Source organism: Simplicispira sp. 125 (assembly GCF_003096555.1).
Classification (GTDB): Bacteria; Pseudomonadota; Gammaproteobacteria; order Burkholderiales; family Burkholderiaceae_C; genus Simplicispira.
Map to the genome: position 1 here is coordinate 3,882,694 of NZ_QEKM01000001.1, position 21,913 is coordinate 3,904,606.

The following is a 21,913-nucleotide window of genomic DNA, read 5'->3' on the forward strand; positions in this document are numbered from 1 at the left end:
TTCTTCCTGGGGAGAGCGTTCCGGCGGGCGTGTTCCAGGCCAACGGGCGCCGTGGAACAGGCTTTGCCCGGCCACTGGCGCCGTCCCCTGGGGGAGGGCGCAGAAGGAGACTCAAGGGGGAAGGTTACCTCACGGTGGTTTCCAGGGTCTGGTCGCGGGTGAACTTGAAGCGCGAAACCACGGCGATCTGGTCGGCCTTCTTGCGCATTTCTGTACCAAAGGGTCCAAAGGGGCCTGAGGCCATGGCAATGGCTTCGGCCTGGCGATCCAACCGGAGGTTGCCTGAGCCCTGCACGATTTCGGTGCCCAGCACCCGGCCATCGTGGTTGACGGTGACGATCATCACCAGTTCGCCATAGAGCTTCTGACCGCCGGATTCGGGGAAGTTGACCGTACCCTTGTCCTCCACCTTGCGGCGGAGCTGGTCGTAGTACACCGCGTACACCTCTTCGCGTGTGGCGGGGCTGATGTAGCGTTTCTTGGGGCGTGCGTTTTCTTCGTTGATGCGCTTTTCGATCTCGGCCAGCATCTTGACAAGCTGGCGGCGGCGCTCGTCCTGAGCGGTCTGCTCGGCATTCTGGCTGGGTTTGCGGGGGTCGGGTGCGGGCAGGGTGGCGATCTGTTTGCGCAGCTGGGCGAGCAGCTGGGTTTGCTCCTCCTGCATGGCATCGGTCTTGCGCTGCACTTCTTCAAAGTCGTCGCCCACGCTGGTCATGGCCGAATAGGGCAGTGGGCTGGTGGCGCGGCCTTTTTCAGCATCGCCCCCGCCAGCGAGCGAAAATTGGGCAATGGCCTGGGCCTTGGTGGGCGCTTCGTTCGAGCGGGCATTGACCAGGATGACTTCGAGCGGCGTGTCCTGGAACACGCGGTTGAAACCCTCGGGGTCGATAAAGCGCACGGACAGCACGGCAAGGTGCAGCGCCAGCGACACCGCCAGCGTTAATTGCAGCGTACTGAAACGGAGGAGGTGGGCAGATAGTTTCACGGGGCTGAGTGATCAGCGGTAGCGCCCGCCTCGGGTTCGTTCACATCCACGGCGATGGCAATGGGTCCGGCCACGGCGCTGTCATCGTCCTCACCGCTGTCGTCGTCATCCACCGGGCCGTCGTCGCTGGGGTCCAGCGGGTCGTCGATGCGCTCGATCACGGTGCCATGCAGGTCGAGGGTGATTTCGTCCACTGCGCCCAGCTTGACGCGCAGACGCGCGCCGCGCGGCAGGTTTTGCGCCCCCAGCACGGGAAAGACAAGAGGCAGCGTGTCGGCGCGCACCAGAAAACTGCCGCCCGGGCCTTCCTTGAAGACGGTGGCCTCCAGCTCGGTGATGTTGTTCTGTTCGAGGTACTTCAGCGTCCAGAACCGCTCCATGCCGCCCTGGTAACCGTTGTAAGCGCTGTAGGCCGCGTCAAAGCTGCTGATGATGGAGAACAGTTCGGCGTCCTTCGGTTTGAAGGGTGCGGCCAAGGCGGCCGTAGCGCCGTTGCGCGCACAGGCAATGATCTGCCACTGGTTCACCAGGTCCACATACCGGCGCAGCGGACTGGTGGCCCAGGTGTAGCTTTTGACACCCATACCGGCGTGGGGCAGGGCCTTGGTGCCCATGCGTACCTTCACGCCCGGGGCCATGCTGGCCTGGCTGCGGTAGATGCCGGGCACGCCCAGGCTGGCGAGCCATTGGCCCCAGGTGCTGTTGGCGACGATGGCGGCTTCGGCCACGATGAGGTCGAGCGGCGCGCCGCGCTGGCGCGTGGTGATTTGCACGGTTTCGCTGCCATCGGGCTCGCCGCCCTCTCCGCCCATGAGGCGGAAGTTGTAGTCCGGCCGGTTGAAGTTCTCTGGCTTGCCGCGCACCACTTCGCGCCCGGCCTTGAGTTTTTGTGCCAGGCGGTTCAAAAATGAGAGCTGCACGCGCAGGCTGGATAAGCGCTCTGGGGTATTTTTGACCTCAATGCTCGGATCGGCCAGCCAGGCCTCGGTGACGATGTGATCGAGTTGGTCGTGGCGCAGGTTGGCGATCACGGGCACGCGGTCCAGGCGCGTCTCGGTGGCGGTGATCTCCAGCGTGGCTTCGTCGATCGTGCAGTAGAGCGATACGGCCGGGTTGGCGCGGCCTTCGTCCAGTGTGTAGATCTGCACCACGCTGTCGGGCAGCATGGTGATCTTGTAGCCCGGCATGTAGACCGTGGACAGGCGCTGGCGGCCAAGCTGGTCGAGTGCGCTGCCGGGGGTAATGGCCAGGCCTGGCGCCGCAATGTGGATGCCCAGCGTGACGGTGCCAGAGCCCAACCCGGTGACCGAAAGCGCGTCGTCGATTTCGGTGGTCTGCGAGTCGTCGATGGAAAACGCCTGCACATCGGCCAGCGGCAGGTCGGCCGGGGGCTGCGGGGCATCCAGCGCAGGAAAGCCCGTGCCCTTGGGGAAATTGTCAAACAGAAAGCGTTTCCAGTGGAACTGGTAGCTCGAATCGATGGCACCGGCCTTTTGCAGCAGATCCAGCGGCGCGGTGTGTGTGGCGCGGCTGGCCTCGACCACGGCCTTGTATTCAGGCGCGTTCTTGTCGGGACGGAACAGAATCTTGTAGAGCTGCTCGCGGATCGGCGCCGGACAAACACCTTGGGCAAGGGCTTCGGCCCACTGTGCAATCTGGGCCAGCACGGCTTTTTTCTTCTCGATGGCGGCCAGCGCCTGCTGCAGGATGTCGGCCGGTGCCTTCTTGAAGCGCCCCTTGCCTGCGCGGCGGAAGTAGTGCGGCGCTTCGTACAGGCGCAGCAGCGCACCGGCCTGCTCGGCCAGCGTGGCGTTGGCCGAAAAATAGTCGCGCGCCAGGTCGGCAAAGCCAAATTCGCCTTCGGGAGCGAATTCCCAAGCCAGGTCGAGGTCAATCGTTTCCGCTTGCGCCTGTGCCTGGGCCAGCAGCTCGGCGGGCGCGGGCTTGTCAAATTTGAGCAGCAGGTTGGCTGCTTTGACTTTGACCCGTTTACCCGAGTCCAGCTCGATCTGGGCCGAAGACTCGGCTTCGGAGAGGATGCGGCCGGCCAGAAACTTTCCGGATTCTTCAAACAATGCGTGCATGGGGGCAATTGTCCCATGCTCGAAGGGCCTCGTCGGCGCTACACCTCGATCAGCATCTCGGGCGCAAAGCGGGCGTTTTCCACCACGCCCTTGGGTGCGTAACCCCGCGGGTTGGCTACTACGCGCGTGGCGCCCAGCCGATAGTCGCAGCTGTGGTGTACATGGCCATGCAGCCACAGGCGGGGCTGCCAGCGCAAAATTTGTGCCTCCAGGTTGGAGACAAAGCAGGCGTTCAGCGGTGAGCCGACAAACTGTGGCGCAATGCTGCCGGGGGAGGGTGCAAAGTGCGTGACCACGACCGTGGGGCCATCGAAGGGCTCGGCAAAGCGTGCTTCGAGCCAGGCGACGGACTGGTCAAACAGCATTTGCGAGACGGCGGGCGTAAAGCGGTCCGGGAAATCCGGGGTCAGACCGATGCGGCTGAAGTCGCGCACGAACGCCTGCGCCTTCTGCAAGCCTTCCTCGCGCTGCGCGGGCGAGTCGAACAGCCGGTAGTCCGACCACAGCGTGCAGGCCAGAAAGCGCACGCCGCCATGGCGCCACTCCTCGCGTTCCAGCACGCGCACCTGGCTGCCCTGCGCCTCGGTGCGCAGGGCAGCCATGGTGCTCACCAGGTCGGAGCCATAGAACTCGTGGTTGCCAGCGACGTAGAGCGTGGGCCGGCTGAACTGCCGCGCCCAGGCCATGCCTTGCGCAGGGCGTTGCAGATCACCGGCCAGAACGACGACATCGGCGTCGGTGTGCGGCAGTTCCAGGGGCTGCACGGACAGGTGCAGGTCGGAGAGCAGGGCGATTTTCATGGGCGGGTTCCGTGGCAACGATACAGAGGCCATTCTGGCCCGGAGTCCGAAGCCAGCCGGGGCATGCGGCCATTGCGGATATCCGGGGGGGCTGTCACCTTTTTGCTGTCCTCAGCGTCCAATGGTCACAAGCCCCAAAAAAGCGAGCCCACCATGCAGTCCTTCTCCCTAGCCAACGCTCAGCCGACCGTTCCCACCCCTCGTTCCGACGAGCAGCTGGTGGCGAGCGCTCTGCAAGGAGAGCAGAGTGCCTTCGAAGCCATCATGCGGCGCCACAACCGGGTGCTGTTCCGCGCAGCGCGCGGGGTGGTTTCCGACGATGCGGAGGCGCAGGACGTGGTGCAGGAAACCTACCTGCGCGCCTTCACCCGGCTGCGGGATTTTCAGGGGGGCGCATCGCTGGCGACCTGGATGGCGCGCATTGCCATCAACATCGCGCTGGACGTGCTGCGCAAGCGCAGCCGGTCGGTGCCGCTCGACTCCCAGGATCTGGACCACGAGCCTTCTCCGGAGCACATGATGTCCTTTAGCGCTCCTGCGGGCGTATCGCCCGAATCCGTGCTGGCACGCACCGAGCTGCGCGCCCTGCTGCAGTCTGCCATCGAGGGGCTGCCGCCCATCTACCGCAGCGTATTCATCCTGCGCGCCGTGCAGGAAATGAGCGTGGACGAAGCGGCGTACTGCCTGCAGGTGAGTGACGCGGTCGTCAAGACCCGCTACCTGCGCGCCCGCTCCCTGCTGCGCGATGCGCTGGGCGCACAGATCGAGGCGCATGCCGAAAGCGTCTTTGCCTTTGCCGGCGAGCGCTGCGACCAGGTCGTGCGCCATGTGGTGGCCGAGCTGCAGCAGCGCCATCTCATTGCGCGGCACTGAGCGCAGCCAAAACACCCCCTGGCGACGCCGACCCGTCTGGCCGTACCGCGCGTATGGCCTGCAGCGCCGCGCCTGGCCAGAGCCACCCCATTCAATTTGCCGGCCGTTCCAGATGCCGGCGCAACGGTTCATCAACCCACGGAGAAAACCATGAAGAACCCTTCTATTTACGTCCCCTCGCAGGCCTTGTTTCTCTCGCGCCGCCGGGCTATGTCGGCATCCGGTGCCGCCGTGCTGTCGGCCAGCGCCGTGGCCTTGCTGGGCGGGCGCGACGCGCTGGCCGCCGGTGCCAAGGTGAGCGCCCAGGAGCTGGAGGCCGATGTGCGCATCCTCAATACCGCCCTTGGCGCGGAACTGGAGGCGGTGGCGGCCTACCAGGTGGGCGCGGAAAGCGGCCTGCTCAGCAAGGCGGTGCTGCCGGTGGCCGTCGCGTTCCAGGGGCACCACAAGGAGCATGCGGCGGCCATTGCCAGCACGGTGCAAAAGCTCGGCGGCAAGCCCGTGGTGGCCAAGGAGAAATACCAGTTCCCCGTGGAAAAGCTCAAGGTGGAGGCCGACGTGCTGCGCTTTGCAGCGGGTCTGGAGCGCGGCGCCATCTCGGCCTACCTGGGCGCTGTGCCCCTGTTTGCGGACCGCGCGCTGGCGCAGGTCGCTGCGAGCATCCTGGGCGACGAGGCCATGCACTGGGCCGTGCTGCGCCAGGTCCTGGGTGAGGCTCCCGTGCCTTCGGCCTTCATGTCATGAAGCCGCGCCGGCTTGTCGTGGCGTTGGGGCTGGCGGGCGGCCTGCTCGCCACCGGTGCCAGCGCGGCGCCGGATGCCGCAGCGCTGGCACGCGGTGAGCAGGTGTACGCGCGCTGCGCCGCCTGCCACGCCATCGAGGGCAACCGGACGGGCCCCCAGCACTGCGGGCTGTTTGGGCGCCATGCTGGCACCGCGCCCGGCTACAACGCGTATTCCAAAGCCATGCGGGAGAGCCCGTGGGTGTGGGACGAGAAGTCGCTCAACGTTTTCTTGAAAGCCCCCATGAAGGCGTTGCCTGGAACCACCATGGGCTATGCCGGGGTGAAGGACGCCGTCGAGCGGTCGGACCTGATCGCCTGGCTGAAGGAGGCCACGCAGCCCGGCGCGGCGTGCAAGCCCGTTCCTTAGTGCTGCCGCAAGCGCAAGGGTCGATCCGGCATGCAGCCGCGCCGCTGGGATGCCGGAATCCATGGACGATAAGGAGTAGAGACATGAAACATGCAGGTGGTTGAGCGTGCGCAGTGCCTGCAAGGTTCAATCGGTGCCTGACGCGAGCTGCAGGAATCGTGCAATGGTCTCCAGGTGCGCGGGGAAATCGCTCAGCGCGTGGTCGCCGCCTTCGAGCAGGTGCACTTCGGCCTGCGGGTAGCGCGCCACCATTTCGCGCCAATCGAGCACTTCATCGCCCTTGGCGATGATGGCCAGCTCCGGCCCGCCCGGGTCCAGGCCGCGCTGGTCCAGCGCCTGGAGTTCGTCCACGTACTCCGGCAGGAAGAAGAAGCGCTCCTGCGGGTTGTGCCAGGCGGTCTGCTCTCCGATATGGCGCGCCAGGTCGCGCGCGGGGTCCACGGCGGGGTTCAGCAGTACGCTAGGGCAGCCTGCATGCCGGGCCACCCAGCTGGCGTAGAAGCCGCCCAGTGACGAGCCCACCACGGCCATGGAGGTGCGTGGCCAGTCGGCAATGCCCCGGGCGACCAGCGCCATGGCGGCGCGCGGCGAGGGCGGAAGCTGGGGGCTCCAGAAGCGCACTTCGGGGTGGTGGCGTGCCACATGGTCGGCCATCATCCGGGCCTTGGCGGACTGGGGCGACGAGCGGAAACCGTGCAGGTACAGGAGGTGGGTGGTGGTGCTCATGGCGGGATGTACGGGGAAAAAACGGAGCCATCGCGGCATGCGGACGGGCGGTTGTAAGCATAAGATACGCGGCACGGGGCAGCGCAGCGTGCGCTACCCATCCTGCCTGCCCAAACCATGCCTGATTTTTCCCCGCTTTCCACTGCCCGACGCCTTGTGACGGGGGGAGGGAGGCAAAAGCCCGCGTTTTTGGGACGGTTTGAATTACAGCGCGTGCTGGGCCAGGGCGCGCAGGCCACGGTGTGGCTGGCGCAGGACCCGCGCCTGCAGCGCCTGGTGGCTATCAAGCTCATGCCACCCATGCAGGGCCAGGACGCCTCGGTGCTGGAAACCTGGCTGCGCGAGGCGCGCCATGTGGGGCGGCTGGCGCACCCCTGTATCGTGCCGGTGTTCGAGGCCGATGTGCAGGGCCTACAGCCCTATATCGTGTTCGAGTACGTGCCCGGCTGCACCCTGGCCGAGCACCTGGCGCAGCAGGGACGCTGCGCGCCGCACGACGCCGTGGCGCTGATGGTCGATGTGCTCGACGGCCTGCAGGCGGCCCATGCGGCGGGCATCGTGCACCGCGACCTCAAGCCGTCGAACGTGATGGTGGATGCGCATCGCCATGCGCGTGTGATGGATTTCGGGCTGGCGGTGGCCGTGGCCAGTCCGTCCGATGCGCAACTGGCCAGCGGCACGCCGGCCTATATGGCGCCCGAGGCCACGGCCGGGGCTGCGCCCGCGCCTTCCATGGATATTTATTCGGCCGCGCTGGTGCTGGTGGAGTTGCTCACCGGCCATCCGCTGATCCACCAGAGTGACACTTGGCAGGCGCTCTACCGCATCGCCAACGAGACGTTGGAACTGCCCGCCGACCTGGGGCCGGGCGTGGACGACAACCTGCGCGCTATCTTGCGGCGCGCTTTGGCGCGCGAGCCTTTGGCGCGCTATGCCTCGGCGGCGGACTTCCGCGACGCGCTGCGCGCCTGGGCGGCGCCGGTGAGTGCGCCAACGGCGGCAAGCAACGCGACACTGGATTTTCTGCTGCGGCGCATGCGGCACAAAAGCGACTTTCCGGCGTTGTCCGACTCGGTGGCGCGCATCCAGCGCGTGGCCAGTTCGGAGGACGACAGCATCAGCGATCTGACGCACGAAATCCTCAAGGATGTGGCGCTCACGCACAAGCTCTTGCGGCTGGTCAACAGTGTGCACTTTGCCCATGCCAGCCGGGGTACGGTGAGCACCGTCTCGCGTGCGGTCAGCCTGGTGGGGTTCAACGCGGTACGCAACATGGCGCTGAGCCTGGTGATGCTGGACCACATGCAGGACCAGCAGCACGCCAGCCAGATGCGTGAGGAATTTTTGCGCGCCATGATGGCCGGGTCCGTGGCGGCCGAGCTGTGTGGTGCCGCCGCCGAGGCCGAGGAAGCCTTCATTGGCGCCATGTTCCAGAACCTGGGGCGCATGCTGTGCGAGTTTTACTTTCCTGAAGAGGCGGGCCAGATCCGCGCCATCGTGGCGGCGGGTCGCACCGAGAGCGGCGAGGAGTCTGCGGCGCAGCAGGTGCTGGGTGTGGGGCTGGAAGACCTGGGCGCGGGTGTGGCACGTGTCTGGGGCCTGCCCGAGGCCCTGCAGCGCTGCATTCGCAAGCCCCTGGGGTCGCCCCCCATGCGCCCGCCAGAAAAAGGTGTGGAGCGGCTGCGCTGGGTGGCCCGCGCGGCCAACGAAGTGGCCACCACCTTGCTGCAGAGCGATGTGCGGCAGGTCGAGGAGCGCTTGCAGATGCTGGCCGCCCGGTACGCGCGCACGCTCGGGTTTTCTGCGCAGGCCATTGCCGAAGCCACCTTGCGCGCTCGCCATCAACTGGTCGCCATGGCCGAGGCGCTGGAGTTGCGGGTGGCGCCCGGCGCGCCTGCGGCCCGTTTGCTCCAGTTGCCCGCATCTGCCCCGGCGGGCGATGGCGCGCCCGATGACGCTCTGGCTGCACACGAACTGCACGCACAACCCACACAACCGCTGTCGGTGGCTGTGCTGCAGGCGACGGGGGGGGCGGCCGCCATGGCGCAGGTGGCCGAAGTGCTCTCCGCAGGCATCCAGGACATCACGAACGCCATGGTGGACGAGGGGTTCAAGCTGAACGATGTGCTGCGCATGATTCTGGAAACCATGTTCCGCGCCCTGGGGGCGCGGCGCATGGTGTTTTGTCTGCGCGATGCCAAGACCGACGTGCTGACCGGGCGATTCGGGCTGGGCGAAGGTAATGATGTGGCGGTGCGTGCCATGGCCGTACCGCTCAAGACTCCGGGTGACCTGTTTGCCGCCGTGTGCCTGCGCGGCGCCGATACCCTGATCGCGGATGCCACCGAGCCACGCATGCAGGCCCGGCTGCCCGCCTGGTATCGCAGTAGCCTGGATGCCCCCACGTTTCTGCTGCTGCCCCTGCAGATGAAGGGGCGGCCTTTTGCGCTGATTTATGCCGACCACGCCCATCCGGGCGCCATCGTGGTGGACGACAAGGCTTTGGGGTTGCTGCGCACCCTGCGCAACCAGGCGGTGATGGCGTTCCGTCAGGCGGGCTGACCAACGCCTCTGGACCGACAGGCTCAACGGGGGTAGCGCACACCCGATAATCGCGCCATGGCGACCACTTTTGACAAACCCACCCTCGCGCAGCGCATCTTGCCCCTTTTCCAGGGTTTTGATGGCTGGCTGGTGGCTGTGGTTCTGCTGCTGGCCAGTGCGGGCCTGCTGGCGATGTATTCGTCGGGCTATGACCATGGCACACGGTTTGCCGACCATGGCCGCAATATGCTAATTGCGGTGACCATTTTGTTCCTGGTGGCGCAGGTGCCGCCCCAGAAGTTGATGGTCATGGCCGTGCCCGTGTATACGCTGGGCGTGGCCCTGCTGGTGGCCGTGGCGCTGTTTGGCATTACCAAGAAAGGGGCGCAGCGCTGGATCAACCTGGGGGTTGTCATCCAGCCCAGCGAGTTGCTCAAGATCGGCATGCCGCTGATGCTGGCCTGGTGGTTCCAGAAGCGCGAGGGCCAGTTGCGCCCGCTTGACTTCGGGGTGGCGGCTTTGCTGCTGGCCGTACCGGTGGGCCTGATCATGAAGCAGCCTGACCTGGGAACCTCGCTGCTGGTGTTGGCGGCCGGGTTGTCGGTCATCTTTTTTGCCGGGCTGTCCTGGAAGCTGGTGTTGCCGCCAGTGTTGTTGGGTGCCGTGGGCATTGCGCTGATCGTCGGTTTTGAGCCGCAACTGTGTGCGGACGGAGTGCGTTGGTCGGTGCTGCACGACTACCAGCAGCAGCGCATCTGCACGCTGCTGGACCCCACGCGCGACCCGCTGGGCAAAGGCTTTCACATCATCCAGGGCATGATCGCCATCGGCTCAGGCGGGGTGTTTGGCAAGGGCTTCATGGCGGGCACCCAGACGCACCTTGAATTTATTCCCGAGCGCACTACCGACTTCATCTTTGCCGCTTTTTCCGAAGAATTTGGCCTGCTGGGAAATCTGTTCCTGATCGTGTGTTTTCTGTTCCTGGTGTGGCGGGGCCTGGCCATTGCCATGGGAGCGGGCACGCTTTTTGGTCGCCTGATGGCGGGCGCGGTGTCCATGATTTTCTTCACCTATGCCTTTGTGAACATGGGCATGGTCAGCGGCATCTTGCCGGTGGTGGGGGTGCCGTTGCCCTTTGTCAGCTATGGCGGAACGGCCATGGTTACGCTGGGACTGGCTCTGGGCATCCTGATGTCCATCGTGCGCGCGCAGCGCTCGCCAGTGCAGCAAGCCCGGTCTGTGGGCTGACCCTGCACCGGTGCAGGTACCGGTTTCTTCAACAGGTTCTAGAATCCCGGCATGACCCTTCGCTCCCCTACCGGCGCGCCGCAGCGCGCGCCCACTGCCCAGCGTATCGACATTGCACGCCAGCTGTTGCTGGCGCCCTTCGGCCTGGATGAAAGCCACCTGGCGCGCGCGCTGGGCGAGATTCGCGCCCACCAGGTGGACGACGCCGACCTGTATTTCCAGTACACGCGCAGCGAAGGCTGGAGCCTGGAGGAAGGCATTGTCAAAACTGGCTCGTTCTCCATCGACCAGGGCGTGGGGGTGCGCGCCGTCAGTGGTGAGAAGACCGCCTTTGCCTATTCCGACGATATCTCTGAGGCCTCCTTGCTCGATGCGGCCCGCACTGTGCGGTCTATTTCGGCCGCAAGGCAAAGTGGTAAAGCGCGAGTAGCTACCACAAAAATAGCAAAAAGCCGCAAACTCTACGCCGGCTTGGATCCCATCGCCTCGCTGGACAGCACGGCCAAGGTCGCCTTGCTGGAAAAAGCGGAGCAACTGGCCCGTGCCAAGGACCCGCGCGTGGCGCAGGTCATGGCCGGGCTGGCCAGTGAATACGATGTGGTGCTGGTCGCCCGTGCCGATGGCACCCTGGCCGCCGATGTACGGCCCCTGGTGCGCTTGTCGATCACGGTGATCGCAGAGCAGGGTGGCCGCCGCGAGGTGGGATCGGCTGGCGGTGGCGGGCGCTTCGGGCTCGATTACTTTGATGACCAGCAGATCGCCCAGTACGTGAACGAAGCCGTGCACGCGGCGCTTGTCAACCTCGAATCGCGCCCCGCACCCGCTGGCGAGATGACCGTGGTGCTTGGCCCCGGATGGCCTGGCATCCTGCTGCACGAGGCCATTGGCCACGGTTTGGAGGGCGACTTCAACCGCAAGGGGTCGAGTGCCTTTAGCGGCCGTATCGGTCAGCGCGTGGCGGCCAAGGGTGTGACGGTGCTCGATGACGGCACGCTGACCGACCGCCGAGGTTCGCTCAACGTGGACGACGAAGGCAACACCAGCCAGCGCAATGTGCTGATCGAGGATGGCATTCTCAAGGGCTACATCCAGGACGCGCTCAACGCCCGCCTGATGGGCGTGGCGCCCACCGGCAACGGCCGCCGCGAAAGCTATGCGCATATCCCCATGCCACGCATGACCAACACCTACATGCTGGGTGGCGACAAGGATCCGCAGGAGATCGTGGCCAGCATCAAGAAGGGCCTGTACGCCACCAATTTCGGCGGCGGGCAGGTGGACATCACCTCCGGCAAGTTCGTGTTCTCGGCCAGTGAAGCCTACTGGGTGGAAAACGGAAAAATTCTCTATCCCGTCAAAGGGGCCACCATCGTTGGTAGCGGCCCTGAATGTCTCAAGCGGGTGGGCATGATCGGCAACGACATGCGGCTGGACAGCGGTGTGGGGACCTGTGGCAAGGAGGGTCAGAGCGTGCCCGTGGGCGTGGGCCAGCCCACCTTGCGCATTGATGGCCTGACAGTGGGCGGCACGGCCTGACTGGCTGCCGCGTTGCGCGCCGGACACGGTGCTGCAAGCGACTCCGTAGCGGCATGAGCACAATCGGGGTAGGCGTCGCACAATGGTGCGTATGGCCTTGACGCGCCCCCTCTCTCAACTGACGATCCAGTCGTTTGGCGACATCAGCCGCTTCCTGCGCGAAGGCGTGGCGGATGAGGAATCGCGCCAGATGCGGGACAGCATGGTCGTGCTGGCGCAAGCGGTCGACGTAGCGGTGCGCACGCGCCGTGCGCGAGACGATGCTGCCAGCATCACTCGCCATGCGGCCGCACTGGTGCAGGGCGTGCGGGCGCACCAGCTATTTCTCACTGGGCTGGGCTCCGCCTGGCATTCGTTGTATGAGTTTGGCGCCTACCAGAGCGCCTTGCGTGAACTGCGCCGCGCCGTTGAAGCGTGGCATAAGACGCTGGAGCAGCGCCGCCCGGACGAAGGCGCTGGGTTTGATCGGATGGAACTGCTGGCCTGGCGGACGCTGGGCGAAGGCCTGCTGCTCATCGACATGTACGAGCAGGGCGGGCAGGCCCACAGCGAACCGCCTCCGTCGGAACGTCGGCCCCGCAACCCGTGGACACGGGCACTGGACTGGTGGCGTCGCGCGCGCCGCTGAGGTCTGGAACAAATGTGCTACATTGTGCGAATGCACATGCCCTGCGCTTTTTATTTTTGGTTCTGGTTCTCGGTCCCTGGCGGATGAGAGGCAAGCGCGCAAGCACCTGAATACTTCCCACCCAACCGCCGATGCTGCAAAGCCCGGCGGTTTTTTGTTTTCAGCCCTTTTTTTCAAACCTTCCGAGAGAAAGCACCCCATGACAGCCATGTCCCTTCCTGCCAGCACTGATGCCTGGTACCGCAGCGTCGAGAAAACCAGCCAGACCGACGACGAACGTATCAAGGACATCACTGTGTTGCCTCCTCCCGAGCACCTGATCCGCTTTTTTCCCATCAGCGGTACGCCGGTGGAAACGCTGATCACCCAGACCCGCAAGGCCATCCACAACATCATCGCGGGCAAAGACGACCGCCTGCTCGTCGTCATCGGGCCGTGCTCGATACACGACCCTGCCGCCGCGCTGGACTATGCCCGCCGTCTGCAGGTTGCACGCGAGCAGTACAAGGACACGCTGGAGATCGTGATGCGCGTTTACTTCGAGAAGCCGCGCACCACAGTCGGCTGGAAGGGCCTCATCAACGACCCCTACCTGGACGAGAGCTACCGTATTGACGAGGGCTTGCGCATTGCGCGCCAGCTGCTCATCGAAATCAATCGCTTGGGCGTGCCCGCAGGCAGCGAATTTTTGGACGTGATCTCGCCCCAGTACATCGGGGATCTGATTTCTTGGGGCGCTATCGGCGCACGCACCACGGAGAGCCAGGTGCACCGCGAACTGGCCTCGGGCTTGTCGGCGCCCATCGGCTTCAAGAACGGCACCGATGGCAATATCCGCATCGCCACCGACGCCATCCAGTCGGCCAGCCGGGGTCACCACTTCCTGTCGGTGCACAAGAATGGCCAGGTCGCCATCGTCAACACCAAAGGCAACAAAGACTGCCACGTGATTTTGCGTGGCGGCAAGGCGCCCAACTACGACGCCGCCAGCGTCGCAGCCGCCTGCAAGGACCTGGAGGCCGCCAAGCTGCCCGCCACCCTGATGGTGGACTGCAGCCATGCCAACAGCAGCAAGCAGCATGAGAAGCAGCGGGACGTGGCGCGCGACATCGCCGACCAGATCAAGGGTGGATCGCGCAGTGTGTTCGGCCTGATGATCGAGAGCCACCTGGTCGCCGGAGCGCAGAAATTCTCGCCCGGAAAGGAGTTGCCCGGTGCGCTGGAATACGGCAAAAGCATCACCGATGCTTGCCTGGGCTGGGATGATTCCCTGCGCTGCCTGGGCGAGTTGTCGGCGGCTGTGCAGGTACGCAGGGATCTGGCGAAGGCGTAATTTCACTTCAGTGCCTGTCGGTGCAGTGTCCGTGGCGGGTCTGAAAATGGAATAAGCTTGCAACTTAGGCCGTGCAGTGTGCGCGGCACTCTCTCCCGACAAAGAAAGGCAACCTGATGCACAGCGTAGTGACGGTCTCCCTCGATCCCAGCCAGGAATTCCGCTTCGAGCTTGATGGCGTTGAGCCTATGGCGCACGAGGATGCGCGGCGTTGGTTGGACGACGAATTCATTCGCATGGAATGCGAGCCCTTGCGCGCCAGCGGCAAGGTGCTGATGGCCGACAAGGTGCTGACCGTGGCCGCCGCTGCCGGAGCGTCCATGTTGGGCGATCGGGCGTGGATGGCCGACTTTGCCCGTGCCACCAGCGCTGCCTTGGCACGGCCCGTGGTGCGCGTGGATGTTCAGTCCATGACTATCAATTATTGATGAAAACAGGCTGTAGCGCTTGCTGGTAAAGCGCTAGCAGCTATAAAATAAATAGTAAAATTGCCGTGCAGGCAGTTTTACTGTTGCGTTCACCCTATTCCCCTGGTGACCCAGCGGCCAGCGCCTTCAGCAGGCGCTCGTGCACGCCGCCAAAGGCGCCGTTGCTCATGCAGACGATGTGATCGCCAGGCCGTGCCGCCTGCGCGATCTGCTGCACCAGTTCGTCCAGCGTGGCCGCGGTGCGTGCCCGTCCTTGCGGTCCGGTGCCCATGGGCGCCAGTGCGGCGGCGGCGTCCCAGTCCAGCCCAGCGGTGTGGCAAAACGCCAGGTTGGCGCTTTCTAGTGCCCAGGGCAGCTGGGACTTCATGGTGCCCAGCTTCATGGTGTTACTGCGCGGCTCGAAGACCGCCAGGATGCGTGCGTTCGTGCCCACGCTGCGGCGCAGGCCATCGAGCGTGGTGCGCAGGGCGGTAGGGTGGTGGGCAAAGTCGTCGTACACCGCAATGCCGCGCACCGTGCCGCGCAGTTCCATGCGCCGCCGCACATTCTGGAACCGGGCCAGGGCCGCCGCGGCCACGGCGGGCGCAACGCCTACGTGGTGCGCCGCTGCGATGGCCGCCAAGGCGTTGAGCTGGTTGTGGGTTCCCGTGAGGTTCCATTCCACACGGGCGACGCATGTCCCATGGTGCATGACATCAAAAGCACCAGGTTCGCCCTGGGCGGCAAAATCGCTCACGGCAGCGCCAAAGCTGCGCACGTCGCTCCAGCAGCCCTGGTGCAGCACGCGCACCAGGCTTTCCTCCAGGCCATTGACGACAACGCAGCCCGACGGCGGCACGGTGCGGACCAAATGGTGGAATTGGCGCTCGATGGCAGCCAGATCATCAAAGATGTCGGCGTGATCAAACTCCAGGTTGTTCAGTACGGCCGTGCGTGGACGGTAATGCACGAACTTGCTGCGCTTGTCGAAAAAGGCCGTATCGTATTCATCGGCCTCGATGACGAACAGCGGCGCGGAGCCCATCGGGCCGGTGCCAGGCACGGGGCGTGTGGCGGCACCCAGGCGCGCGGAAACACCAAAATCCAGCGGTACGCCGCCCACCAGAAAACCAGGCTCCAGCCCAGCGCATTCCAGAATCCAGGCCAGCATTGAGGTGGTAGTGGTCTTGCCATGCGTGCCTGCCACGGCCAACACATGGCGCCCCTGCAAGACATGTTCGGCCAGCCACTGTGGCCCGCTGGTGTAGGGGCTGCCCGTGTCCAGGATGGCTTCCATCAGGGGAAACTTGGGACTGCCATCGGTCAGGCGGACGCGGCTGACCACGTTGCCCACGACGAACATATCAGGCTGCAGTGCCATCTGGTCGGCGCCATAGCCCTCGATCAGTTCGATGCCGAGCGCACGCAACTGGTCGCTCATGGGGGGATAGACGCCGGCGTCGCAGCCGGTCACCTTGTGGCCTGCCGCGCGTGCAAGCGCGGCCAAGCCGCCCATGAAGGTGCCGCAGATGCCCAGAATGTGTATATGCATGGGTGCCGATTCTAAAGCGATGGCAAAAACGGGCTGTAGGGCTTATTCAGCAAGCGTAGCCAGCTATTAAAAGCAGAGCTTTCCGTTGGGTAGTAGCCTGATGGGGCAAGGCCAAGGGCCTGCAATGCACAGGGGTGCTGGGTGTTTGCGAAGGGCGCGGGGTGGGTTCCGGTCACAATGCGATCAGAGATCCGCTCCATGTTATCAACCCTTTCCATTGAAATTTCCCAAGCTGCTGCCCGCCTGGTGGTGGAAGAAGGACTGGAATACGGCCCCGCCAAGCGCAGCGCCGTCAAGCAGCTCGCGCTGCCTTCGCGCACACCGCTGCCCACTAACGAGCAGGTCGAAGACGCTGTGCGGGAGCATATCGCGCTGTTTTGTGCGGAGTCGCAGCCAGCCGAATTGCGCGCTCTGCGGCGCCTGGCATTGTTATGGATGGAGCGTATGGCGGCTTTTCGCCCGCATCTGGGGGGGGCTGTGTGGCATGGTACGGCGACGCAAATGTCCGATATTTACCTGCAATTGTTTTGCGATGATTCAAAATCAGCAGAAATAGCGTTGATTGACCATGGTGTGAACTATGAACCCAGCACCGTGCCGGGCCTGCATGGCAAACCTGTTGAAGCCCTGAGTGTGGGAAGTTTGTCCCGCGAGCTGGAGATTGTGGTGGGTGTACACCTTTTGATCTACGACCTGGATGATTTGCGCGGTGCCTTGCGGCCCGATGCCCGGGGGCGCTCGCCCCGTGGGGATACGGCTGCCGTGCGCCTGCTTTTGGAGCTTGATCAGTGACGAATCCTCTTCCCGTGCCGCCGGGCGCTGATGCGCCTGAAATGTCGAAAGCCCCTGCGGGCGCTGTTTCCAGGCGCCGCCATCTGTGGCTGTATGCCGGGGTCGCTGCCGCAGCGGCGGCCGCAGGCGGGGGGTGGTCGTGGTGGCGAAACCAGTCCTTTGCAGAAGCTTCGGATGCCAGTCAGGCTTTCTGGGACTTGTCTTTTGAGACGCCGGCGGGTCAACCTCTGGCTGCGGCGGCATTCAAGGGTAAGCCTTTGCTGCTCAATTTTTGGGCCACCTGGTGTCCTCCTTGTATCGCCGAGTTGCCTCTGTTGAACGGGTTTTACCGCGAAAATGCGGCCAAAGGCTGGCAAGTGATGGGTGTTGCCGTCGATCAACCATCGGCGGTGCGGGGTTTTCTGGAGCGCACGCCACTGGATTTTCCGATTGCCATGGCGGGCCTGGGCGGAACCGATTTGTCGCGGTCGCTGGGAAATCTGGGGGGCGGCTTGCCTTTCACTGTGTTGTTCGCGGCCGATGGGCGTATTCTTCACCGTAAGATCGGACAGGTAACACCGGAGAATTTGCGCCAGTGGTCCCGGCTGATATGAGGCGTTTCAGTCGGAACCATAGATTTTTGACCCGGACCGTTGCGGTCAATTGATGGAAATTGCTGGGGAAAGGATAAAAAAGGGTGAAATTGGAGTAAATTCGCGCCCTGTTCAGTTTTTAGCTGTTGGAGCTCTCATGGATTTGCGAAAACTCAAGACCCTCATCGACCTGGTGTCCGAGTCGAATGTGTCTGAACTCGAAATCACCGAAGCCGAGGGCAAGGTCCGCATTGTCAAGAGCGGCGGAACCGTGGTGCAGCAGTATGCACCAGCGCCCATGGCTCCCGCGCCGGCCCAGCCTGCGGGCGTAGCCCCGGTTGCCGAGCTGCCGGCGCCCGTTGAGCCCGCGGGCCATGTGGTGAAGTCGCCCATGGTGGGGACTTTCTACCGCGCCTCCAGTCCTGGCGCCAAGGCCTTTGTCGATGTGGGCAGCCAAGTCAAGGAAGGCGAGACCATCTGCATTATCGAGGCCATGAAGATTCTCAACGAGATTGAGGCCGACAAGTCCGGCACCGTCACACGCATCCTGGGTGAAAACGGCCAGGCCGTGGAATACGGCCAGCCCTTGTTCGTGATCGAGTGAGAGAGAACAACCCCTTGAGCGGCTTCGCCGCTTCCCCCTTCCCTCGCAGGGCTGCGCACTGCGGGAAGGTGGACACCGCCAGCGCGGCGGGGCGGCCCTTGCGCGGCGGATGCTGGCGCTGGCCGCGTCAGTTTCAAGCGCTGCACGCATCGTGTCTCATTGTGGGCAAACAACATGTTTAAAAAGATCCTGGTCGCCAATCGCGGCGAAATCGCCCTTCGAATCCAGCGCGCCTGCCATGAACTTGGCATCAAGGCCGTGATGGTGTATTCCGAGGCCGACCGCGACGCCAAATACGTCAAGCTGGCCGAAGAGGCTGTGTGCATCGGCCCTGCGCCGTCCCCGCTGAGTTATCTGAACATGCCGGCCATCATCTCGGCGGCCGAGGTGACGGATGCCGAGGCGATCCACCCGGGCTACGGTTTTCTCAGTGAAAACGCCGATTTTGCCGAGCGCGTGGAAAAGAGTGGTTTCCAGTTTATTGGCCCTACGCCCGAAAACATCCGCACCATGGGCGACAAGGTGTCTGCCAAGCAGGCCATGATCAAGGCGGGCGTGCCCTGCGTGCCCGGTTCTGACGGTGAACTGCCGGACGATCCGGTGCAGATCCGCCGTATTGCCAAAGCAGTGGGCTACCCGGTCATCATCAAGGCCGCGGGCGGTGGTGGTGGGCGCGGCATGCGCGTGGTGCATACCGAGGCCGCGCTGGTCAATGCGGTGCAGATGACCAAAGCCGAAGCGGGTGCCGCGTTTGGCAATCCTGCGGTGTACATGGAAAAATTCCTGCAAAACCCGCGCCACATCGAGATTCAGATCCTGGCCGACAAACACCGCAACGCGGTGTATCTGGGCGAGCGCGACTGCTCCATGCAGCGCCGTCACCAGAAGGTGATTGAGGAAGCGCCGGCGCCGGGTATTCCGCGTCGGCTCATTGACCGTATCGGTGACCGCTGCGTGGCAGCTTGCAAAAAAATCGGCTATCGGGGCGCGGGTACGTTCGAGTTTTTGTACGAAAACGGCGAGTTCTATTTCATTGAAATGAACACGCGCGTACAAGTGGAGCACCCGGTTACCGAATGGATTACGGGTGTGGATATCGTGCGCACGCAGATCATGGTGGCGGCGGGCGAGAAACTGCCTTTCACGCAGCGCCAGATCCAGATCCGCGGTCACGCCATTGAGTGCCGCATCAATGCCGAAGACCCCTACAAGTTCATTCCTTCGCCAGGGCGCATTACGAAATGGCACGCGCCCGGTGGGCCTGGGGTGCGGGTGGACTCGCACATTTACACGAATTACTTTGTGCCGCCCAACTACGATTCGATGATTGGCAAGATCATTGTCCATGGCGACACGCGCGAGCAGGCCTTGGCGCGCATGCGCACGGCTTTGTCCGAAACAGTGATCGAAGGCATCAATACCAATGTGCCGTTGCACCGTGAACTCATGGTGGACGCCAAGTTCATGGACGGCGGCACCAATATTCACTATCTTGAAGAGTGGCTGTCCCAGCGCCAGCGCTGAGGCCGTCAGTTTCTGAACAACCTGAAGGGCGCGCATACCGCGCCCTTTGTCCGTATGGGAGGCGCGAAGCCATGTTTGAACTCAGCCTGATGTGTCCGCAAGACCGGGTCGAAGTCCTGAGCGAAGCGCTGGATGCGCTGGATGCGCTCAGTGTTTCGGTCGAAGATGCCGATGCGCAGACCGATGCCGAGCAGGCCTTGTTCGGCGAGCCTGGCATGCCTCCACCGAGCGAAGGCTGGCAGCGCAGCCGTGTGGTCGCGCTGTTTGCGACCGAAGCCGGTGCGCAGGACGCGCAGCGTTTGCTGGAGGCGCAGGATTTTTTTGCTGGTTGCGAAGCCTGCCAGGTGACGGCTTTGGCCGACCAGGATTGGGTGCGGTTGACCCAATCGCAATTCACGCCCGTCGAGATCACTGCAGATTTCTGGATCGTGCCGACTTGGCATGAGCCGCCAGAGCAGGCACGTCGCATCATCCGCCTCGATCCTGGGTTGGCTTTTGGCACGGGCACGCATCCCACCACGCGCATGTGCCTGCGCTGGATCGCCCACCACGGAGCCGCAGGTGCGCTGGGGCGCGTGCTGGACTATGGCTGTGGCTCGGGCATCCTGGCCATCGGGGCGGCCAAGTTTGGCGCCACCGACATTGATGCGGTGGATATTGATCCGGCCGCAGTGGAATCTGCCGCACTCAATGCCCAGGCCAATGGTGTGCAGATGCGCGCCGGACTTCCAGACAAAGCGCAGGGTCACTACCAGACCGTGCTGGCCAACATTCTGGCGACACCCCTGCGTGTGCTGGCTCCTCTCTTGTGCAGCCATGTGGCGCAAGGAGGGCATTTGGTGCTGGCTGGAATTCTGGAGCGCCAGGCGCAAGAGCTGCAGGAGGCCTATGCGCCCTGGCTGTCCCTCGCGGTGGCAGACTGTGAAGATGGCTGGATTCTTATGACCGCGTCGCGCTAGCGCGAGCGCGGCGTGGTCCACTCTACAATCCACAGCGCATGAGCCAGATCACCCGCTGCCCGTCTTGCGCGACGATGTTCAAGGTCGTTGCCGATCAGTTGCGCATCTCTGACGGGTGGGTGCGTTGCGGGCATTGCAAGCAGGTTTTTGACGCCGCTGCGTATCTGCAAGCACAGCCCCCCGCGGCACTTATGCCGGATCTCGCGCTGGACAAGCTGCGCGCACCGCCACAACCGGTGCGACGCGCCGAGAGCGCTGCAAAAACATGGGGCCCCACTGCGGCGCCGCCTGAAAGAAGCAGCCGGGCGCAGGCCTTACCTGCCCAGTTTTCTGCGCCTCTGGCGTCCGAACGGACGCAGGCGCAGGTTGATACGTCTGCTGTTTTAAAGGTGCCGGAGCCCGGTGTGCCGCCGTTTCTTGCCTTGGAGCCTTTGCCAGGGCAGGCTGGGACCGATATTTTTGGCCGGGCGCGCACAACCGTTGTACCTGAGCCGTTCACTCTGCCGCCAGAACGTGTTGCACCATCGCCATCGGCGTCCCCGGCATTGGCTGAAACCAAGTCTGCTGCGATGGATTGGCCCGCCATTGATTTTGAGCCTGCGGCGTCGTCTGAGGAAGAACCACCGGGCTATGAACTGCCCACGCCTGAGTGGCAAGAGACCGAATTTGGGATGGAGCCCGATGCGGATTGGCCGAAAGCGTTGCCTCCCGAGCCTGCAGTGGCGTCGTTGGCGCAGACACCAGAGCCAGAGCCACCACCGATTGAGCGGGCATTGCGCGATGCTCTTCATGATGTGCTCCTGCAGCGCGAGGCACTGCAGGCGGCAAAGGCATCGGTGGATGGGCCGGTGTCGCCTGCTGCGGCGGTGACCTCGATTTCCAAGGAGCCGGCACCCTTGCTGCCTGATATCCCGAGGAGTCTGGCATCAGAGGAGGGGGGTGCGGCAGTCGAAGAAGCAGACCACCTTGATCTGCCGGTGGAGGAGGATCCACTGCGCCAGGCCATGCCTGCGGACATGCAGGATATAGCGGAGCCGGGAGACAACGCATCTGCTGGAGAGCTTTCTTTTATGCGGGCGGCCCGGCGCAAGGCGTTCTGGCGTAAACCGCTGGTGCGTATGGGGTTGGCCTTGCTGAGTGTGTGTCTGCTTTGCGCGCTGCTGCTCCAGGTCGCCGTGCACGAGCGCCATTTCATCGCGGCATCCTGGCCGCAGGCCAAGGCTTCGCTGGATGCCTTGTGCCGCCCGCTGCAATGCTCTGTGGGGCATTACCGCCAGATTGCAGCGGTGGACGTGGATGGATCGTCCTTCCACAAAGTGCGCGGCGATGAATACCAGTTTTCCCTGACCTTGAAGAGCCGCGCACGTATGCCGGTAGAAACGCCAGCCATCGAACTGACGCTGACTGATACGCAGAATCAGCCGATTGTGCGTCGTGTCTTGCCGCCCTCAGAGCTTTCCGCGCCCGCTGAACTGGCGGCGCAAGGAGAGTGGAGTGCGACCACGGCGATTCTTCTGGCATCGGGCGGTGTCCGCATCACGGGTTACCGGGTGCTGGCTTTTTATCCCTGAACGGCCTTGCGCCCAAACGATTGA

At 64.0% G+C, this 21,913-nt stretch carries 20 protein-coding genes; 15 read left to right on the forward strand and 5 right to left on the reverse strand.

Going from position 1 to position 21,913, the window contains the following annotated elements:
* Window positions 1–124: 124 nt before the first annotated feature.
* From C8D04_RS18140 to C8D04_RS18150, 3 genes are read right to left on the reverse strand one after another with little or no spacing between them, the layout of a single operon-like run.
* Window positions 125–985 (reverse strand): TonB family protein, encoded by an 861-nt coding sequence (locus C8D04_RS18140; RefSeq protein ID WP_116002958.1) that lies wholly within the window; start codon window positions 983–985, stop codon window positions 125–127.
* A complete protein-coding gene (locus C8D04_RS18145) occupies window positions 982–3,069 on the reverse strand; it encodes an RNB domain-containing ribonuclease (protein ID WP_116002959.1) in 2,088 nt (695 codons plus the stop codon). Before C8D04_RS18145 ends, C8D04_RS18140 begins: the two co-directional genes overlap by 4 nt.
* 38 nt (window positions 3,070–3,107) lie before the next feature.
* On the reverse strand, window positions 3,108–3,869 hold the full coding sequence (locus C8D04_RS18150) for a metallophosphoesterase (RefSeq protein WP_116002960.1): 762 nt from the start codon (window positions 3,867–3,869) through the stop codon (window positions 3,108–3,110).
* A gap of 153 nt (window positions 3,870–4,022) precedes the next feature.
* Here C8D04_RS18150 and C8D04_RS18155 point away from each other — a divergent pair, with 153 nt between their 5' ends.
* The 3 genes from C8D04_RS18155 (at window position 4,023) to C8D04_RS18165 (ending at window position 5,893) form a co-directional block, all read left to right on the forward strand.
* Entirely contained in the window at window positions 4,023–4,742 is a 720-nt protein-coding gene (locus C8D04_RS18155) for an RNA polymerase sigma factor (RefSeq protein WP_116002961.1), read from the forward strand.
* A gap of 150 nt (window positions 4,743–4,892) precedes the next feature.
* Window positions 4,893–5,486, forward strand: coding sequence for a ferritin-like domain-containing protein (locus tag C8D04_RS18160; protein WP_116002962.1), 594 nt, complete (start codon window positions 4,893–4,895; stop codon window positions 5,484–5,486).
* Window positions 5,483–5,893, forward strand: coding sequence for a c-type cytochrome (locus C8D04_RS18165; RefSeq protein ID WP_116002963.1), 411 nt, complete (start codon window positions 5,483–5,485; stop codon window positions 5,891–5,893). Before C8D04_RS18160 ends, C8D04_RS18165 begins: the two co-directional genes overlap by 4 nt.
* A gap of 126 nt (window positions 5,894–6,019) precedes the next feature.
* On the opposite strand, the gene C8D04_RS18170 is transcribed toward C8D04_RS18165, so the two are convergent.
* Entirely contained in the window at window positions 6,020–6,619 is a 600-nt protein-coding gene (locus tag C8D04_RS18170) for a YqiA/YcfP family alpha/beta fold hydrolase (RefSeq protein ID WP_116002964.1), read from the reverse strand.
* A gap of 117 nt (window positions 6,620–6,736) precedes the next feature.
* On the opposite strand from C8D04_RS18170, the gene C8D04_RS18175 reads away from it, so the two are divergent.
* The 6 genes from C8D04_RS18175 (at window position 6,737) to C8D04_RS18200 (ending at window position 14,336) form a co-directional block, all read left to right on the forward strand.
* On the forward strand, window positions 6,737–9,181 hold the full coding sequence (locus tag C8D04_RS18175) for a serine/threonine protein kinase (RefSeq protein WP_116002965.1): 2,445 nt from the start codon (window positions 6,737–6,739) through the stop codon (window positions 9,179–9,181).
* 57 nt (window positions 9,182–9,238) lie between these two features.
* Window positions 9,239–10,411 (forward strand): rod shape-determining protein RodA, encoded by a 1,173-nt coding sequence (rodA, locus tag C8D04_RS18180; protein WP_116002966.1) that lies wholly within the window; start codon window positions 9,239–9,241, stop codon window positions 10,409–10,411.
* Window positions 10,412–10,462: 51 nt separating this feature from the next.
* Window positions 10,463–11,947, forward strand: coding sequence for a metalloprotease TldD (tldD, locus tag C8D04_RS18185; protein WP_116002967.1), 1,485 nt, complete (start codon window positions 10,463–10,465; stop codon window positions 11,945–11,947).
* Between the two features lie 91 nt (window positions 11,948–12,038).
* Window positions 12,039–12,575, forward strand: coding sequence for a hypothetical protein (locus tag C8D04_RS18190; protein WP_116002968.1), 537 nt, complete (start codon window positions 12,039–12,041; stop codon window positions 12,573–12,575).
* Between the two features lie 199 nt (window positions 12,576–12,774).
* Complete coding sequence (locus C8D04_RS18195; protein ID WP_116002969.1) at window positions 12,775–13,908, forward strand: 3-deoxy-7-phosphoheptulonate synthase; 1,134 nt, start codon at window positions 12,775–12,777, stop codon at window positions 13,906–13,908.
* Between the two features lie 116 nt (window positions 13,909–14,024).
* Window positions 14,025–14,336 carry a hypothetical protein gene (locus C8D04_RS18200; protein ID WP_116002970.1) on the forward strand — a complete coding sequence of 104 codons (312 nt, stop codon included), beginning with the start codon at window positions 14,025–14,027 and terminating at the stop codon, window positions 14,334–14,336.
* Between the two features lie 94 nt (window positions 14,337–14,430).
* Here the strand turns inward: C8D04_RS18200 and mpl are convergent, their stop codons facing one another.
* The gene (mpl, locus tag C8D04_RS18205; RefSeq protein WP_116002971.1) at window positions 14,431–15,867 is read right to left on the reverse strand and encodes a UDP-N-acetylmuramate:L-alanyl-gamma-D-glutamyl-meso-diaminopimelate ligase; all 1,437 of its coding nucleotides are present in this window, start codon (window positions 15,865–15,867) and stop codon (window positions 14,431–14,433) included.
* Between the two features lie 198 nt (window positions 15,868–16,065).
* Between mpl and C8D04_RS18210 the strand changes: the two genes are divergently transcribed.
* The 6 genes from C8D04_RS18210 (at window position 16,066) to C8D04_RS18235 (ending at window position 21,889) form a co-directional block, all read left to right on the forward strand.
* On the forward strand, window positions 16,066–16,659 hold the full coding sequence (locus tag C8D04_RS18210) for a hypothetical protein (RefSeq protein WP_116002972.1): 594 nt from the start codon (window positions 16,066–16,068) through the stop codon (window positions 16,657–16,659).
* A 41-nt stretch (window positions 16,660–16,700) separates the two neighbouring features.
* Complete coding sequence (locus C8D04_RS18215) at window positions 16,701–17,252, forward strand: TlpA disulfide reductase family protein (protein WP_116002973.1); 552 nt, start codon at window positions 16,701–16,703, stop codon at window positions 17,250–17,252.
* A 136-nt stretch (window positions 17,253–17,388) separates the two neighbouring features.
* The gene (accB, locus tag C8D04_RS18220; protein ID WP_116002974.1) at window positions 17,389–17,835 is read left to right on the forward strand and encodes an acetyl-CoA carboxylase biotin carboxyl carrier protein; all 447 of its coding nucleotides are present in this window, start codon (window positions 17,389–17,391) and stop codon (window positions 17,833–17,835) included.
* A gap of 174 nt (window positions 17,836–18,009) precedes the next feature.
* Window positions 18,010–19,359, forward strand: a complete 1,350-nt coding sequence (accC, locus tag C8D04_RS18225; protein WP_116002975.1) for an acetyl-CoA carboxylase biotin carboxylase subunit — start codon at window positions 18,010–18,012, stop codon at window positions 19,357–19,359.
* 71 nt (window positions 19,360–19,430) lie between these two features.
* Entirely contained in the window at window positions 19,431–20,318 is an 888-nt protein-coding gene (prmA, locus tag C8D04_RS18230) for a 50S ribosomal protein L11 methyltransferase (RefSeq protein ID WP_116002976.1), read from the forward strand.
* Window positions 20,319–20,887: 569 nt separating this feature from the next.
* Entirely contained in the window at window positions 20,888–21,889 is a 1,002-nt protein-coding gene (locus C8D04_RS18235) for a DUF3426 domain-containing protein (RefSeq protein WP_165829112.1), read from the forward strand.
* Window positions 21,890–21,913: the final 24 nt, after the last annotated feature.